The sequence below is a fragment of the Enterovibrio nigricans DSM 22720 genome (genome assembly GCF_900167155.1).
Classification (GTDB): domain Bacteria; phylum Pseudomonadota; class Gammaproteobacteria; order Enterobacterales; family Vibrionaceae; genus Enterovibrio; species Enterovibrio nigricans.
This window is the reverse complement of the sequence record NZ_FUXU01000052.1, coordinates 1-18,095: the sequence shown is the minus strand read 5'-3', so window position 1 is coordinate 18,095 and position 18,095 is coordinate 1. Positions and strand designations below refer to the sequence as shown.

At 49.4% G+C, this 18,095-nt stretch carries 13 protein-coding genes and 1 pseudogene; all 14 read left to right on the top strand.

Features of this window, described 5'->3' with window-relative positions; all coding sequences use genetic code 11:
- The first annotated feature begins 8 nt into the window (after positions 1 to 8).
- Complete coding sequence (locus B5D35_RS16275; RefSeq protein ID WP_078753599.1) at positions 9 to 1,523, top strand: sulfatase-like hydrolase/transferase; 1,515 nt, start codon at positions 9 to 11, stop codon at positions 1,521 to 1,523.
- 4 nt (positions 1,524 to 1,527) lie between these two features.
- On the top strand, positions 1,528 to 3,708 hold the full coding sequence (gene gnpA, locus B5D35_RS16270; RefSeq protein WP_078753592.1) for a 1,3-beta-galactosyl-N-acetylhexosamine phosphorylase: 2,181 nt from the start codon (positions 1,528 to 1,530) through the stop codon (positions 3,706 to 3,708).
- 118 nt (positions 3,709 to 3,826) lie between these two features.
- Entirely contained in the window at positions 3,827 to 4,291 is a 465-nt protein-coding gene (locus B5D35_RS24360) for a hypothetical protein (protein ID WP_170915207.1), read from the top strand.
- A 24-nt stretch (positions 4,292 to 4,315) separates the two neighbouring features.
- Entirely contained in the window at positions 4,316 to 5,146 is an 831-nt protein-coding gene (locus tag B5D35_RS16265) for an SPASM domain-containing protein (protein ID WP_170915206.1), read from the top strand.
- Between the two features lie 111 nt (positions 5,147 to 5,257).
- Positions 5,258 to 6,282 (top strand): annotated as a pseudogene (locus B5D35_RS25520) (DUF2264 domain-containing protein); the annotation flags it as partial.
- On the top strand, positions 6,259 to 7,005 hold the full coding sequence (locus tag B5D35_RS25515) for a DUF2264 C-terminal domain-containing protein (protein WP_425291244.1): 747 nt from the start codon (positions 6,259 to 6,261) through the stop codon (positions 7,003 to 7,005). The pseudogene B5D35_RS25520 and the gene B5D35_RS25515, both read left to right, overlap by 24 nt.
- Positions 7,006 to 7,037: 32 nt before the next feature.
- Positions 7,038 to 7,907, top strand: a complete 870-nt coding sequence (locus tag B5D35_RS25415; protein WP_342068299.1) for an ABC transporter substrate-binding protein — start codon at positions 7,038 to 7,040, stop codon at positions 7,905 to 7,907.
- Complete coding sequence (locus B5D35_RS25410; RefSeq protein ID WP_425291243.1) at positions 7,908 to 8,960, top strand: ABC transporter substrate-binding protein; 1,053 nt, start codon at positions 7,908 to 7,910, stop codon at positions 8,958 to 8,960. It begins immediately after the preceding gene.
- 75 nt (positions 8,961 to 9,035) lie between these two features.
- Entirely contained in the window at positions 9,036 to 10,094 is a 1,059-nt protein-coding gene (locus tag B5D35_RS16245) for an ABC transporter permease (protein ID WP_078753589.1), read from the top strand.
- Positions 10,095 to 10,105: 11 nt separating this feature from the next.
- Positions 10,106 to 11,254 (top strand): ABC transporter permease, encoded by a 1,149-nt coding sequence (locus B5D35_RS16240; protein ID WP_078753588.1) that lies wholly within the window; start codon positions 10,106 to 10,108, stop codon positions 11,252 to 11,254.
- A gap of 4 nt (positions 11,255 to 11,258) precedes the next feature.
- Positions 11,259 to 12,962, top strand: coding sequence for a dipeptide ABC transporter ATP-binding protein (locus B5D35_RS16235; protein ID WP_078753587.1), 1,704 nt, complete (start codon positions 11,259 to 11,261; stop codon positions 12,960 to 12,962).
- Between the two features lie 118 nt (positions 12,963 to 13,080).
- Entirely contained in the window at positions 13,081 to 15,558 is a 2,478-nt protein-coding gene (locus B5D35_RS16230; RefSeq protein ID WP_078753586.1) for a polysaccharide lyase 8 family protein, read from the top strand.
- A gap of 52 nt (positions 15,559 to 15,610) precedes the next feature.
- On the top strand, positions 15,611 to 17,539 hold the full coding sequence (locus B5D35_RS16225; RefSeq protein WP_170915204.1) for a polysaccharide lyase family 8 super-sandwich domain-containing protein: 1,929 nt from the start codon (positions 15,611 to 15,613) through the stop codon (positions 17,537 to 17,539).
- Positions 17,540 to 17,569: 30 nt separating this feature from the next.
- Positions 17,570 to 17,974 carry a polysaccharide lyase beta-sandwich domain-containing protein gene (locus B5D35_RS16220; protein ID WP_078753584.1) on the top strand — a complete coding sequence of 135 codons (405 nt, stop codon included), beginning with the start codon at positions 17,570 to 17,572 and terminating at the stop codon, positions 17,972 to 17,974.
- Positions 17,975 to 18,095: the final 121 nt, after the last annotated feature.

The window sequence follows — 18,095 nt, the reverse complement described above, 5'->3', positions numbered from 1 at the left end:
GCGACGCAATGAAAAAAGCGCCAAATATCATCCTGATCATGACCGACAGCCAAGGCGCAAACGTGGTTGAACGTTACTCGGGTCAGGCAACGGACACCCAGCATTTGGATCGCATGGCCGATACCTGTGTGCGTTTTGACAGTGCCTATACCACGTGTCCACTGTGCACGCCTGCTCGCGCGGGTTTGTTCACTGGCATGTATTCACACCAAAGCGGTGCATGGACGAATAACCTTGCGCTTGGCACCAACATTCGCCATATGGGCCAGATTTTTACCGCAGAAGGCTACAACACGGGCTATATCGGTAAATGGCACTTAGATGGCCATGATTACTTTGGTACGGGCATCTGTCCACCGGGCTGGCACCCAGAGTACTGGTACGACGGTGTTAACTACCTGAACGAGCTGACCGAAGAAGAAATTACCCTTTGGCGTCGTGGCTTGAATACGCCAGAAGAGCTGGAAGCCCATGAAATTACGGCTGACTTTACTTGGGGCCACCGTATTACCAACCGTGGTCTGAAGTTTATCGATCAGCACCGCAGTGAAGACAAGCCGTTCCTGTTGGTGTTGTCGTATGACGAGCCGCACCATCCGTTTACTTGTCCGCCAAAACACGTTGAGAAGTTCAAAGACTTCAAATTCGATTTGGGCGAAGCGGCGTTTGATTCGCTGGAAGATAAACCGCTGCATCACCGTCTGTGGTCGCGTGCGAAAGGCTCTGGTGTGGGTTCTCAGTACTTTATCAATCCACTTTACTTCGGCTGCAACGACTTTGTGGACGAAGAGATTGGTCGCGTGCTTTCGCATATCGATGAAAGTGAATTGGCGAATACCTGGATTGTGTATACCTCTGATCACGGTGAAATGAACGGTGCCCACAAACTGTGGGGTAAAGGCGCGGCCGTGTATGACGAAATCGCCAATATTCCGCTGATCATCAAAAACACCGATGGCCAGATGGCAGGTACTGTCATTGACCGTCCAGTTAGCCACATCGACATCATGCCGACCCTGTTGAATCTGGCGCACATCGAGCAACCGCCAATCATGCCGGGTAACGACTTGCTGGATGTAGAAAAAGATCGTGGCTTTAACGGCGTCATGGTGGAGTTCAACCGCTATGAAGTGGAGCACGATTCTAACGGTGGTTTTATTCCGGTTCGCGGTTGGGTGACAGACAGCTACAAGCTGGTGATCAACTTGATGGGCACAGATGAACTTTACGATCGCGAGAATGACGCTGCCGAAGTGAACAACCTGATTGAGCACCCAGATTTTGTTGACGTTCGTAATACCCTGCACGATGAGTTGCTGGCGTATATGGACCATATCCGAGATACCTTCCGTTCGTTCGAATGGGCATGTCGCCCTTGGCGTCCGGAAATTGAAAGAGAATGGATGGGGTTGTTCCGTCCTCGCCCGGCGGACGGTGTCGCCCCGGTCGTAAGAGATTATGACACTGGCTTGCCAACCAAAGGCATCAAACGCGAAGACGTACAATTAAGTATTGAGGTTTAATTTCATGGCAAACGCTACCCAAGGCCATATGACACTGCCTGTAGAAGTCGGGCAAGAAGAAGTCGTTCTAGATCTATACAAACGCTGGCAGGCAGATGCACTGCGTGACAGTGACGGCACCACCATGCCGGATTCTCTGGCAGAGCAAGACTGCGACATTTATTCCGTGTTGTGTATTGTTCGTGCTGATCAGGCGTATGCCAAAGCGCACCCTGAGTATCTGCACCGTAAATACTTGTCTTCGTTCCCAATGACGGCCATGACTAATGAGCTGGTGATCAAGCCGCTGGAAGGTTACTGCTCAGAGAAATATGAGCTGGATAACAACAGTGATCCTAAGCGTCACTGGGAAGTGCGTAACCGTACCACCGGTGACGTTGTCTCGGTTGACCAATGGGATTTTGATGCTGAAAGCGGCACCGTGATTGTGCGTGAATGTACGCCATACCATGAGTACACCGCGTCTGTGATGGTACGTCAGGTGTGGGACAGTGTGTCGATGTACAACGCACTGACTAACGGCTGGACGGGCGACAAAATCCGCAGCCTTGACCCTTACCACCCAGAGTGTCGTGCACACCTGAAGCGTTACTTTGCGCAGTGGCTGGAAGAGCATCCAAATACGTCTGTTGTTCGCTTCACCACGTTTGCGTTCCTGTTTGTGATTGATGCGAACGAACAGAATCAAGATATCTACCGTGACTGGACAGGCTACGGCGAAACCGTGAGCCCAGAAGCACTGGATGATTTCGAAAAAAAATACGGCTACCGCCTGACACCTGAAGACTTTGTTGATGCGGGTTACTACAACGGCACCTACAAAGTACCAAGCAAACGCTACCTAGACTGGATGGCATTCATTCAGAAATTCGTGGCAGATTTTGCTGGCGAATTGGTGGGTATGGCGCACGCGGCAGGTAAAAAAGCGGCGATGTTCCAAGGCGACCACTGGATTGGTACTGAGCCATTCCTGCCAAGTTACCAAGAGATCGGTATCGACATTAACGTCGGTGCAGTTGAAGACGGAGTGGCATTGCGCCGCTTGACCGATTCTGCTGGCGACCAAGTGAAAGAAGCGCGTTTCTACCCGTACTTCTTCCCAGATGTCTTCCGCGAAGGCAACAACCCAGTGACTGAATCTATGTCTAACTGGGTGAAGATTCGTCGCGCGATGCTGCATAAGCCACTAGATCGCATTGGTTACGGTGGTTACCTGTCTCTGGCGAACAAGTTCCCTCAGTTTATTGACCATGTGACCCAGATTTCAGATGAATTTGGTACTTACCGTCAAAACAGCGCGGGCACCGAGTCGGCGAAAATCGGCGGTAAAGTTGCCGTATTGAACGCATGGGGTCTGGCGCGTTCTTGGTTGCAAAACCAAGCACAAGATCAGCGTTTCTACGTGCCACCACGTCCAGATGTCATGGAACTTGTGGGTAACAACCCACTGGAATGTTTGGCGGGCTTACCGTTTGACGTGGAGTTCATTAGCTTCGAAGACATTCTGGCTAACGGCATCGCGGATGACATTAAAGTTATCATCAACACCGGTGATGCAAACTCAGCGTGGAGTGGCGGCGAGTACTGGGGCAACCCACAAATCGTGACAGCATTGCGTGAGTTCGTGGGCAAGGGCGGCGGTTTACTGGGTATTTGTGACCCATCGGCGCACCTGCAAAATGGCCGTTTCTTCCAACTGGGCGATGTGTTCGGTCTGGAAAAAGAAACCTCACTGACCATGGGCCGCGTTGCTCAACCTGTTCAACTGGACGGCGACCACTATCTGGCGCAATGCCTGACCGGTGAAGAAGACTTCGGTAACTTGAGCTACGTGTACTCTCAAGCGCACGACATGAGCGTGATTGCGTCACAAGGTCAGCACCTTGCGATGACGGCACGTCAATACGGTGAAGGCCGCTCGGTGTATCTGGGTAACCTGCCGTTCTCTATGACGAATGCGCGTTTGCTGCAACACGTTCTGGTGTGGTTGTCTAAGTCTGAAAACGAAAGCTATGCATGGCTGTCTGATTCTGCGCTGGTGGATGCGTGCTACTACCCAGCAACCGAGAAGGCGACGGTTGTTAACTACAGCAGCGAGCCTCAGCAACTGGAAGTGACTGACAAGTCGGGTGAAAAACAAACAATCACACTCGAAGGTTACGAGTGGCGTTGGATGGATGCCTGATCTGTGATTAGAGACGCAGTCTAATCGCAAAATTATCCATATCTTACGGGCGCAACTTTGGTTGCGCCTTTTTTTGATCCTCACGTCCCGCGGCGTCGATGTACACATGAGTGGTTCCATGCAAAGCAGTAAAAACAATCCCCAGCAGCTTAACGTTCGTTCTATCGAGCCTGGTTCTTTACACCCCCTTTATCAAACCTTAGCGGAGCGTGCGTCGCAACTGCCTGAGCCTCGCCATTGCTACACCATGGCGAAGCCAACGGGATCGGTTTGCAATTTGGATTGTCGTTACTGTTTCTACTTGGAAAAAGAAAAACTCTACCCTGAACGGCAGCAAAACTGGCGCATGGATGACGAGATCTTGTCTCTGTATATCAAGCAGCAAATGGATGCGCAGGAAGGGCCGGAAGTGGTGTTTTCCTGGCAGGGTGGGGAGCCTACGCTGATGGGGATCCCTTTTTATCAAAAAGCCTTCGAGCAACAGAAAGCCTATGCAGCGCAATTGGCGAAAGCGGGCAGGCATGTCGCTGTTGTGAATACGTTTCAAACCAACGGCATAAAAATCGATGAGGCTTGGGCGTAGTTATTTGCAGATTATCAGGTGCTGGTGGGGATTTCGATAGATGGCCCTCGTGCGCTGCATGATTGCTATCGCGTAAAACGCAATGGTGAGCCGACGTTCGACAGAGTAATGGCCGCAATCGATGTGTTAAAACGCCATAGAGTGAGGTTTAACACCCTGACGGTCGTGCACAACGAAAATGCGAATTACCCCCGTGAGGTTTACGAATTTCTCATTAGCACGGGGAGCGAGTTTTTACAGTTTATTCCCTTGGTGGAAAGGGCATCCAACTGCGCTTCAAGTGGGTTGAATTTGGTTCTCCCTGACGAAAAAGAAGCCAGCGTTACGCCTTGGTCTGTGGGAGCTGCACAGTTTGGCCATTTCCTGACAGATATCTTCGATCTTTGGGTAACGCGCGACGTCGGGCGTGTTTTCGTGCAAATGTTCGACAGTACCTTGGCGAGCCATTTGGGATACCCCGCGACACTCTGTTCTCACGCACCACAATGCGGCAGTAACTTCGCCATAGAATCAAACGGGGATGTGTATGCCTGTGACCATTATGTTTATCCAGAACATAAGCTGGGCAATGTTCACAGCGAAACGTTACGTACGATTCGGAACAGCGTCGAAAATCGGGCGTTTGGTTTGGCTAAAACCGCGCACCTCAGCAATAAATGCGAGAAATGTGCGTGGCGATTTGCCTGTCATGGCGGTTGTCCGAAACACCGTTTCGTTTTTGATGGTGATGCGTCGTTCCCTGTGCATTATCTGTGCCCCTCATATGCCCATTTTTTCTCGCATACCAAAGAGAAAATGACGCAAATGGCGGCATTGATACTTCGCGGTAAGTCACCGATATTCATTATGAAATAGCTCTTGGATCACACTTTTAGAAGTGACTTAAACAAAAACATGATCCAGTCGAATTTAAAAATGAAAATATGTTTTGAAAATAAGAGAAAAGCGTTTAAATAATTCCATCTAATGATTGTGGAATTAAAAAAGATGTACGCTTTCAACCAATTTGCCGCTGATGCAACCTTCACCCATCGTGATGAAACTGTCTCGGTGCTGGCTGCGCTGATTGGCCAGCACATGAAAGCGTTTCTGCCTGAACAAGCCGCTTTGGCTGATTCCCCAAACCGCGCACATTTTGATGACCGTGCACAGAATCTTGAAGGCATTGCCCGTTTGCTTTGGGCGGCAGTGCCATTGGCCTCTGAGAAACCTGAGGTGCTGAGCACGCTGCGTGATGCGGTCGAAAACGGCGTTAATCCTGCACATCCTGCCTACTGGGGTGATGTCACTGACTACAACCAGCGTTGCGTTGAAATGTCGGCGATTGCACTGGCGATTGTTGACCATGAAGCGGTGTTCTTCCGCGCAATGTCTGAAGAAGGGCAAGCCAATACCGTACGTTGGTTGCAGGCAGCATCTTACATTCAAATCCCGAACAACAACTGGCACTTCGCCACATCGGCGTGAGCTTTGATGCCGATGTGCTGAAAAACGACCTGAAAGAAATCGATGATATGTACCTGGCCGAAGGCTGGTATCGCGATGGTCGTAGTGGCTGTACGGATTACTACAACCCGTTTGCTTTCCATTATTACGGCTTGGTGTTCGCACGTTGGGTAAATGGCGTCGTCGATCGTCACGCTTCGGTATTGGCCGAGTACGCACAACTCTTTATTCATCGTGCAGCTTTGTTTGCCAAGTGCTTTTCCCTGTGGGTGGGCAGCAACGGCGCATCAGTCGCATACGGCCGCTCAATGACCTATCGCTTTGCGTCGGCGGGCGTGTGGAGTGAACTGGCATGCTACAGCGCGGCACTGAAAAATGTCGGTTTGAGCGTTGCTGACATGAAAACCTTGTGGGCGAACAACATCCGTTGGTGGAGCCAACAACCGATCATTTCAGATGGTCTTCTGAGCGTGGGGTATCGCTACCCGAACCTCATCATGAGCGAAATCTACAACAGCCCAATGTCACCGTTGTTGGCGCTTAAAGGTTTTGCTGCGGTACGCCTACCGAACTCTCACCCATTCTGGCAAGAAAAAGAAAACCAAATGCTTCATAGCGATGGCATGCAATTGCTGGAAAAAAACCGCCAAATTATTACACGCCAAAATGGCACAAGTTTCCTGCTTTCTGGTGCGCCGAGCGCGGCAGAGTTGCGTAACAGCCACGATAAATACCTCAAATTTGCATACTCATCAGCGCACGGTTTTTCTGTTGAAGCATTGCGTTGGATTGAGCAGGGCTTCATGGGTGACAACATCATGGCCTGTAAACATCCAGAAACGGGCGAGTGGCTGTTTCGTACGGCATTGCTGAAAAGTGAACTTGTCGAAAACACCCTGATTACCACGTGGAGCCCGTTCTCGGGTTGCACCGTGACGACTAAACAATGGATGGAGGGCGGTAAAGAATGGCGCGCTCACCACATTGATGCTGACACAGCGTTTGAATTCATTATGTCCGGTTATGCCGTCGACACCTGGGTGAAATGCATTGGTGCGCGTGAGAACCGCCAAAGCGCACGCATCGCGGGCCACGAGTACAGCAGCGACATTCAACTACACGAAGGACAAGGCAGCTATGACGTTATGCCTTGTGCGCCAAATACGAATCTTTGTTTTGCACAAGCAGCAGTGCCCATCATCTACGGCAATGTGCCGCAGGGAGAAAGCCGCTGGTTAGTGTCAGTTATTTCAGAAAAACAAAATTAAACAATTACATATAAAACTCCCTGGAGAACCCAATGAAAGGTAATATCCAAACTCGCAAGCGCACCCTACTTGCCGCTTCCATCGCCGCGCTGCTGGCATCGCCAGCATTCGCTGCTCAGTTCAACGAAGCACCAGATCTGAAAGCGCTGGTAGCAGAAGGTAAATTGCCTTCCGTTGAACAACGTCTGCCAAGCGACCCATTGGTAGTGACGCCATTTGAAGCCGTTGGTCAATACGGTGGTACGATGAATCTTGTTGGCCTGTGGGGCGATAACGGCCACCGCATGCGCATTCTGGGTAACAACAACCTGTTCTCTTTTAACCACACCTACACAGATGTTGAGCCAAGCCTAGCGACAGGTTACGAGTCAAACGCAGAAGCAACAGAATACACCATTTTCCTGCGTAAAGACATGAAATGGTCAGATGGTTCTGACTTCACCGCAGATGACATCGTTTACTACGTGAACGACGTTCTGGGTGATCCTAACCACGCGGGTAACCGTCCGCTTTACTTCAAAGATTACTCATCTGCAAAAGCAGAAGCCGTTGATAAACATGCGGTTAAGATTTCTCTGACTGAGCCAAACGGTCTGTTCATTCGTCAATTGGCGGGTGTTGACGGCTCTAACATCGCAGCGTTTAACAAAGCCTACTGTTCTAAATTCCAACCTCAGTTCAACGCAAACGTAGAGAAAGAAGCGAAAGCGGAAGGCTTCTCTTCATGGCGCGAATACTATGAAGTGAAGTGTCCAGCACACTACTTTACCCCGTTCTACGCGAACGCTGATCGCCCAACGATGGCACCGTGGGTTGTAGAAACGCCACCATCAGCAAACGCGCCGTTTGCAGAGTACGTACGTAACCCATACTTCTGGCAGGTTGATACTGCGGGTAACTAACTGCCATATATCGACTCCGTGAAGTGGACCTTCTCTGAAAACAAAGAAGAAATGTTGCTTCGTGCAGTTGCAGGTAAAACAGACTTCCAATCTCGCCACATTGATAACGCGGCAAACCGTCCAATTACTTTTAGCAACGCAGAAAAATCGGATTACAAAGTGATGCTGCGTCCGGAAACCCGCATGAACGTGCTGGTACTGGGTCTGAACCAAAACGCAAAAGATCCTGTGAAGCGTGAGCTTTACTCGAACAAAGATTTCCGTATTGCACTGTCTTACGCGATTGACCGCTGGGACATCAGTGAAACCATCTTTGGTGGTTCAGTAGAACCGTACCAAGCGGCACCGCTTGAATCGTCTCCTTTCTACAGCGAAGAGTTTGCGACCCAGTACACCGACTTTGATCTGAAGAAAGCCAACAAGATGCTGGATGATTTGGGCCTGACTAACCGTGATAAAGACGGTTTCCGTCTGATGGAAAACGGTGAGCGTATCCGTATCGAAGCATTGAGCACCACGCTGGTGAAACCAGAAACCCGTGACGCCCTGGAAATGGTGAAAAAACACTGGGGTGAAATCGGCGTGATGCTGGATGTCCGCATTGTTGACCGTTCACTGCAAAACTCAATGCGCTTTGCGAACGACTACGACGTGATCCCATGGTACGGCGATGGCGGCGTGGGCATCATCGATGAAGCACGTTGGTACATGCCTTACTCGCCAGAATCTACGTTTGGTCTGGGCTGGTACAACTGGTCTGCGAACCCGAATTCAGATTCTGCGGTTGAGCCACCTGCGGCCGTGAAGAAGCAAATCGAGCTGTATAGCGAACTTCGCAAAACATCGGATAAGAAGAAACAAAACGAGCTGATGCAAGAAATCATCAACATTGCTCAAGAAAACTTCTACGCGATTGGTACGGTGAATAACTTGCCTAACACTGTGATTGTTAACGAGAAACTTCGCAACGTGCCAGAAGGCATGCCTGAGTCTTACAACCTGATGACGCCTGCACCAATGCGTGTTGGTCAATTGTGGTTCGATAACAAATAACAATAACTCTGGGGATGGCGAGCAATCGCCATCCTGTATCGATTAGCAACACAATTTAGGAATTGGGGAATTGAAATGAGCAATTTCTTAATGGGTGCACGAGACCAATTGGTGTCAACCGTTGCACCATTTTTCGAGAAGCATCCTTTGGTGGCAAGTGGTTTATCACGCCTCGGCTTGATGATGTTTACCTTCTTTTGTATGTCCATCATCATTTTCTTGGTGATCGACTTGCCAGAGGGCGACTTCGCAACCGCGAAGATTGCTGAACTCCAATCTTTGGGCCAAACCGTTGACCCTAAAATGATTGAAATTCTCCGCGAAACATACGGCTTGGACAAGCCAATTCTCGTGCGTTACTGGGCTTGGTTCTCGGGCTTGTTGACTGGCGATTTGGGTATGTCTTTGTCTACACAGGAACCTGTTTGGGACACCATTAAAACCCGTCTGCCTGTGACATTACTTCTGATGTCTGCCGTGCTGGTGTTTATGTTCGTTACGGCGATTCCAATCGGCATCTATTCTGCACTTCGTCCTTACTCAGTCGGTGACTACGTCGGCACCATTATCGGCTTCTTGGGTATGGCAACGCCAAACTTCGTGATGGCGATTATCGCAATCCTGATTGGCTATGAATACTTCGACACCGTGATTACCGGCCTGAACTCTGACGAGTACTTGGGACAGCCCATGTCTTGGGGCAAGTTCTGGGATTCCGTGCAGCGAAGCTGGGTATTTATTCTGGTTCTAGGCACATCGGGTATGGCCACCATCATCCGTAAAGTCTGTGCGAACCTGATGGAAGAAATCAACAAGCCTTACGTGACAACGGCACGTGCAAAAGGGTTGAGTGAGCGCGAACTCACCATGAAATATCCAGTGCGTCTGGCTTTGATTCCTATCGCTGCAACGATTGGTTGGAAACTGCCGGTATTGCTGGGTGCTGACATCATTGTGAGTCAGGTAATGAACATGCCAACAATGGGCACACTGATGCTTCAAGCGTTGGAAAAACAAGACATGGTATTGGCGGGTGACATTCTGCTCATCATGGGCGGCCTGACCATTATCGGTACGCTGATTTCTGACGTGCTGCTTCGTTTGATTGACCCACGCATTCGTGCTGGCGCGTAGAGGGATGTGACATGAGTGCTTTAGCTTTAGTAGACAAACTGAATATTTTTAAACTGAAAAAGCTGGATAAAGAGACGGCGACCGCGTCCCAGCTAATGATCCACAAATTCCGCAGTAATCGCCTGGCTTGGGTCAGCATGTGGTTCCTGTTGGTTGCCTATGTGGTTGCTATGCCGTTCGCGGAGTTCTTTGCGCCGTTCGAGTCAGGTGATAGCTGGCGTCGATACACTTTCGCGCCACCACAAGAAATGCATTTGATCGAAAAAACGGAAGATGGCTACAAATGGGCGCCTCACCTGTCTGTGTACAAGGTGAAAACGGACATGATGACGCTGCAAAAATCCTATGAACTGGATGAAAACAAAAAGGCGTACTTCGAGTTCTTCGGCCAAACCGATGAGTACCATTTGATGGGCTTCATCCCGATGACCACCAAGTTCATCGTGCCACATGATAAGAAATTGCCGTTCTTCTGGTTGGGCTCTGACCGTATGGGACGCGACATGTTGTCACGTGTTATCCACGGTGCGCGCATTTCGTTGTCAGTGGGTTTGATGGGGGTGTTCTTTAGTTTGGTTATCGGTATCACGGTGGGATCGATTGCCGGCTTGAGAGGCGGATGGTTTGATACCGTGACTAACCGCATCATGGAAGTGATCAAAGCGATTCCAACCCTGCCGCTTTGGATGGCGCTGACGGCATCACTGCCACGTGAGTGGGACAGCATCACCAAATACTTCCTGGTTACCCTGATTTTGGGCTGTGTTACTTGGCCGGATATGGCGCGTGAAGTGCGCTCCCGTTTCATGTCTTTGCGTAATGAAGAATTTATCAATGCCGCATGGCTTGATGGCAACTCACAAGCATCGATCATCCGCCGCTACATGGTTCCTAACTTTATGGGTCACATTATTGCAGCCGTCACACTGGCGATCCCTGCGATGATCTTGGGTGAAACTTCTTTAAGCTTCCTGGGTCTTGGCCTTCAGGCTCCGGTGGTGAGCTGGGGTGTATTGCTCCAAGAAGCACAAAATATCCGCTCAGTAGCGGAAGCCCCTTGGCTGCTTTACCCCGCAGGCTTGGTGGTTGTCGTAATTCTGGCAATGAACTCTTTAGGTGACGGTTTGCGTGATGCAACTGACCCTTACCACGAGGCATAACGAGATGACTGATAAAGTATTAGAAATTAATGGTCTGAACGTAAGTTTTGATAGCACACTGGGTTCTAAGCACGCAGTAAAAGATGTGAGTTTTGACATTGTTCGCGGTGAAACGTTAGCAGTCATTGGTGAGTCAGGTTCCGGCAAATCGGTGACTTCAAAAGCGATTTTGCAGATCCTTGGAAAAACGGGTCACATTGACTCGGGTGAAATCATGCTGCATGTCGATGGCTCAAAAGTAGACATCACCACACTGAAAAGCGACAGCATAGAGATGCGTCGTATCCGTGCAGAACGTATCTCTTTGGTATCTCAAGAACCAATGAGTGCGTTGAGCCCGGTTCACACCGTGGGTGACCAGATCAAAGAAACGCTGTTTCTGTGCAATAAAAGCCTGACGAAACAACAGGCGCATGAAGAAACCATTAAGTTGCTGGGTCAGGTGTTATTGCCAGATCCAGAAACCTTGATTGATAAGTACCCGTACGCCTTATCGGGCGGTCAGCGTCAGCGTGTTTGTATCGCCATGGCGATTGCAAGTCGTCCAGACATTTTGATTGCCGATGAGCCAACGACGGCGCTGGACGTGACCACGCAAGCGGAGATTCTTGAGCTGTTTGCCAAGCTTCAACGTGAAATCAACATGTCGATTCTGTTCATCACGCATGACCTCGGTGTGGTTGCACAGATTTCAGACCGCGTTGTGGTGATGAAAGACGGTGAAGTCGTTGAGCGTGGGGATGTGCGTCAAATCTTTGAAAACCCACAACACCCTTACACCATTCGTTTGATGGATGCGACCAAGCGACTGGAAATGCGCTCTGCATTAAAAGTGCCTTATGACGCAGCAAAGGCGACCTGTAAGAAGCCTATTATTGACGCACGTAACGTGTACAAAATCTTTGAAAACGGTGGCGGCTTCTTTAAGAAAGGCAAAGAACTGGTGGCGCTGGAAGATGTGTCTGTGGTGGTAAACCAAGGTGAATCACTCGGCATCGTTGGCGAGTCGGGTTCAGGAAAGTCTACCTTGGGCCGCGCAATACTTGGTCTGGGTCATGCGACGTCCGGTTCTATCTTGTATCACGATCCTAGCCGTGACCTAGACGTGGATCTGGTGGATTTGGAGCGTAAGAATAAAGACCACTTGTTTGTCGACCTGCGCTTAATTTTCCAAGACCCAATGTCGTCATTGAACCCGCGTATGACGGTAGCGGATATCATTCTTGAGCCGCTGCGTCAGTTGCGACCAGACCTGAGCGAAGACGAACGCCGTAAAGAGCTTCACGAAGTGATGGACTGGGTAGGCGTTCACCGTGATTGGGCGGCACGTTACCCGCATGCTTTCTCGGGCGGTCAGCGTCAACGTATCGTTATCGCACGCGCACTGATCACGCGTCCGAAACTGGTTATCGCTGATGAAGCAACGGCAGCACTGGACGTATCGCTACGCTCTCGTGCGCTGGATCTTCTGATTGAATACCAGAACCGCTATGGCACCTCCTTCATTCTTATTACTCACGACATCGCGACGGTTAAGTATTTCTGTGACCGCATGGTGGTGTTGGAGAAAGGCAAGATTGTTGAGCAGGGCACGGTGGATCAAATCATCAATAATCCTCAGGAGGCGTACACCAAACGTCTGATTGATGCAGTGCCAAAGGCCGAACTACCGCCTTTGACTGCTGAAGCTGAGTTGCTCACCGCATAACGTAAAACAATAAAAATAATAAAGAAAAAACACTTCCGGAGGCTCGAAAGAGCTTCCGGTGGCTAGTTGCACCCGAAATTCAACATCTAAATCCAAAAACAATAGAGATAAAAACCCTATGAACATCAAAACCTCTGTACTCGCTTTAGCGATTGCTGCTGCACTGAGTGGTTGCCACTCTGATTCTGAAGATTTGAAAAACCCGAGCATTGGCGTTGACCCTGAAATTCCAGCGGTCATCGATTATGACTTGGCTGTGAACAACTGGGCGTCACTGTGGACACCACCGAATACGGATGATGCGCAATATCAGCTAATGATCGATGCGAAAATCGCGACAGCGATAACGTCATACTCTGGTTTTACAAAAGACAACGCTGAGCACCTTTGGGCGGATTTGCCGCTTTACAAATTTTATGACAAAGAGAAAACCGTTGACGCGATGAAGACCAAAACGTCTTTCTGGCGTTTGCGTGATATCGCCGTTGCGTACACGTTAGGTGACCCTAGTTTTGCAACTGACGAAGTGTTAGCGGACATTCTGTTCGGTATGGAATTTTTGCTGAAAGATTTCTACAACGCCGAATTGATTCCACACAAAAAAGACAACTGGCATGAGTGGGAAATCGGTACGCCGAAGATCATCCATGACATTGCATCACTGATCTACGAACACGTTCCAGAGCAGATGATGAAGGACATCATTGCGGCGTCTCGCGCACAACTGCCTGATCCGACTAAGCAGTATGCGGGTAACTCCCCACACAATGACATTACCAATACCGGTGCAAACCGTGTAGATACGTCCATGGTCGTGCTGCAGCGCGGCATTTTTGAAAAGAACATGGACGAAATCAAACGCGCTTTGGATGCCATGCCAATCGTTCTAGAACCTGTCACGTCTAAAGATGGTTTCTACGATGACGGCTCTTTCATTCAGCACCAGGATATTCCGTACATTGGTACTTACGGCATGATCTTGCTGTCGAATATTTCTCGCATCATGGTGATGTTGGATGACACGGGCATTTCGTTGGACGATGAACGCTATAAACTGGTCGATGAATACCTGTTCAGTGCTGTTGCGCCTTTCCTGTTTAAAGGGCAAATGATGGAGTCGGTATCGGGCCGTGCGATTGCACGCGGTTGGTCGCAGAACAAAGGCGAAGGTCGTGGAGCCTTGTCTGTTCTTCTTCGCTACTACGACTCTCGTGATGGCGAAGTGAAACAGCGTTTGGGCGAAGTGATTAAAGAGCAACTGCAGACAGACACTGACGAGTTCTTTACCAAAGCGACCGATTTCAAAGTCTTGGATGTGGCTGAGCGGATCCTGAATGACACCACGATAGAAGCCAAAGGTGAAATTCAGGGTAACTTCCTTTTCCATAATATGGATCGCATGGTTCACCGTGGTGATGGGTATGCCATGGCCGTGTCACTGCACTCAGATCGTATCGGTAATTATGAGTGTGGTGCAAACTACACGGAAAACACCCGTGGTTGGTATACCGCAGATGGCATGGTTCACCTCTATGATGCGGACCACAACCAGTTTACCAACTGGTACCCGTTAGTTGACCAACGCAAGATGCAAGGTGCAACAACCACTGGTGTAAACATTGGTGACTGTAAAGGACGCAATACTTACGGCAACAAGAAAGCAGACATGAAGTGGGTGGGTGGTACATCCAATGGTGAGATCGGTGTGATTGCTGCTGACTTCTTCAACTCAAGTCAGGGCGTCGCTCCTGCTGATCATTTTGCGACCTCCGCGAAAAAATCCTACTTCGCATTCGATGATGAAATCGTCATGTTGGGCTCGGATGTGCAATCAACCAAAACGTGGGGTGTGGCTACCTACATTGAAAACCGTGTATTGAAGCAAGATGGCTCGAACACCATCACTGTTGATGGAACGGTTTGGACCCCAGAGAAAGCGGATCCAAAAGATGACTACGCAAGTATCACTGCGAACTCCACTTACCATGTTGAAGGTAATGTCGCAGGCTCGCAATTGGGTGTGTATCTGCCGACGGATAAGAAAGCAGAATTGCGCTGGGATGACCGAAAAGGTAACTGGGATGCTATCTACCCACTGAACACGAGCAAGATGGAAGATACCTATGTTGAAGGCTATGTGCTGCAAACATTGATCAATCATCAAACGGGTTCGGGTAAGGTTGATGATTACGCCTACGTCATGTTGCCGAGCCATAACGCAGCACAAACGGAAGCATATGGTACCAATCCGGATGTCGCAATCGTCGCGCAAACGGCTGATCTGCATGTTGTCGAAGAGACAACGCTGAACGCAATCGCAGCTAACTCCTTCAGTGTGGATCTGCAAGTCAGTGCGAAAGTGGAAACTCAGGGTGAACTGTCGGTGTTGATGGTTCAAGAAGGTGATGTGGCGAAGGTCTGGATTAGCCAGCCAACACGCTCCAACCAACCGGTTCAGGTGACATTCCCGCAAACGCGTGGTGACACTCTGATTTCTGATGAGGCAACTCGTGTGAGTTTGGTTGATGGCTTCTGGCAAGTCGATACCAACGGACTGGACGGCGAACCGTACTTCTTCTCATTCCGTATTAACTAAACCTGCGTTTCAAAATGGGCACCCTGCGTGCCCATTTTTTATGGTGAATCCAATGAACAACACTTTTTCTCGCTCACTTCTTACGGTGGCACTTAGCATGGCAATCTCTGGCTGTATTCATGAAGACAGTTCAGCATTAAACCCAAATGACCCTTTAAAGCCTGTCGATCCTATTCCACCATCAGAAACCATTGATTACGGCCAAATTATTGAGAATTGGTCTTTCCCTATGTTGCTGACGGAGGGTGATCGTCAAAATCCGCTGTACGACACCATTTTAGATCAACGACTTCAAACCGCTCGCACGCTGCAAGCTGAATTGATTCGTGATGAACCCACCATGCTGTGGAATACCTTGCCGCTGTATAACGACGATGGTGAAACCATCCATAACCGTAATATGGCATCCACGTTCAACAACATTGAACACCTTGCCTTGGCCTATCGTTCGTTTGAGGAATTCCACAACGCAAAAACACTCGACGATATTCTCTACGCACTCGATTTTGCATTGGAAAATCTATATACCGAAACCTCGGTATCAACGGGTAACTGGTACGAATGGGAAATCGCGGTTCCTAAGTCTATCTATGACACCTTCAGCTTGGTACATGACAAGTTACCAGCGGCACTGATCGACAAAGCCAATCGCGCTACACGTTACATTGTGCCGGATCCAAATTGGCAGCATAAAGGTGACGGCGCGACAAGAGAGCCGATGGAGTCTGCGGGAGCAAACCGCATCGATTTGGCCTTGGTTGTTCTGTTCCGAGGTGTATTTGGCGAAAACCCAGAGGAGATTGCACAAGCGATTGAAGCCATTCCGACTGTGTTAGACGAAGTCTCGACGGGCAATGGTTTCTACGCAGATGGCTCTTTCATTCAGCATGCCAACATTCCTTATATCGGTACTTACGGCTTGACACTGCTGCACGGCGTAGCGAGAGTCATGGATGCGGTACACCAAACGGGTATTGATACCAGCGACCCGCGTTACCAAACCATTGATACCTATCTTTTCAGTGCACTAGAGCCGTTCCTTTACGATGCAAAGATGATGGATGCCGTTAATGGCCGAGCGATTGCGCGTGGTTGGGTGCAAAACCAAGGTGAGGGGCTAAATGCCATCTCAGCATTGGTGCGTTTTTATGAATCGCGCGAAGGGGAAGTGAAACAGCGTTTAGGTAAGTTGATTAAGCACCATATTCTCATCGACAAAGAGCGTTTCTTTAGCTCAACCAGTGATCTGCATATCCTGCATGTGGCGGACAAAATCTTAAATGACGCAGAGATAACCGCGTCAGAGGAAGTCAAAGGGAACTTTGTCTTCTACAACCAAGATCGCATGGTACATCGAGGTAATGGTTTTGCATTGTCTGTTTCTCTCCACTCTGATCGCGTCGGAAACTACGAGTGCTTAACAACAACCAAGGAAAACCTGAAAGGGTGGTACACGGGTGATGGCATGACCTACCTCTATGATGCCGACCACAATCAATATCAGGATTGGTATGCGCTGGTGGACAAGCGTCACTTGGCGGGTACAACGACAGACGGAGCAACGCTACCGGATTGTGGTGGTCGTCGTCAGTATGACAACACCAAAAAAGACATGACCTTTGTCGGTGGTGCATCGAATGGTGAGTTCGGAATTTACGGTGCGGATTTCTATAACCACAACGATACCCTTCAAGCGAAGAAGAGTTACTTTGGCTTCGGCGACAAACTGGTAGCACTAGGCTCAGACATCCAATCGAATTCTGGAAAAGCGTTCACCACAATCAATAATTTCAAGCTAAATGAACTTGCAAACAACGCGATTCACGTTGATGGCGTGGCTTGGGCTCCTTCTGGCAACGTAACCAAAACCGCTACAAACAACTTCCACATTGACGGAAATGTGGAAGGTTCGCAGTTGGGCGTCTATCTGCCTGCTGGACAGAGTGTGAAGATGAACTTTCATCAGCGCAGCGGTAACTGAGACGTGTTGTATCCAGAAAACGCACTCAAGATGGAAGACACAGCTGTAAGCGGCACAGTGCTGCGTAATTTCTTTGCTCATGACGCACAAAACAACCGTTATGCCTATGTGTTGCTGCCAACGCTTTCAGCGAGTGAAACCGTGGCATTTAGTCAAAACCCAAGCATTGAGGTGATCGCGCAAGACAGCAACATGCATGCGGTTTATGACACTGAGTTTGATGTACTTGGCGCATTTTCGTGGGACAACGTGCAAACGACCAATGCATACCTGACGGCGGAAGGGCAATTTACCTTACTGGCCAAAATTGAAGGGCTGTCACGTCATATATGGTTAAGCCAACCAACACGCGCGAATGAGGCAGTGAAGGTGAAGTTTAATGACAGACAATGTCAGTCAATTCAGTCAGATACGGAAAAACGCGTGACGTGGTAAGATGGGTTCTGGGTTGTGGATACGTCTGACCTTGCAGGGCGGGCTTACGCCTTCACGTGGCTTTGTTGCTTAAATCGATGGAACTAAATCTAGAAGCTACGATCTGATCGGCTACACCCAT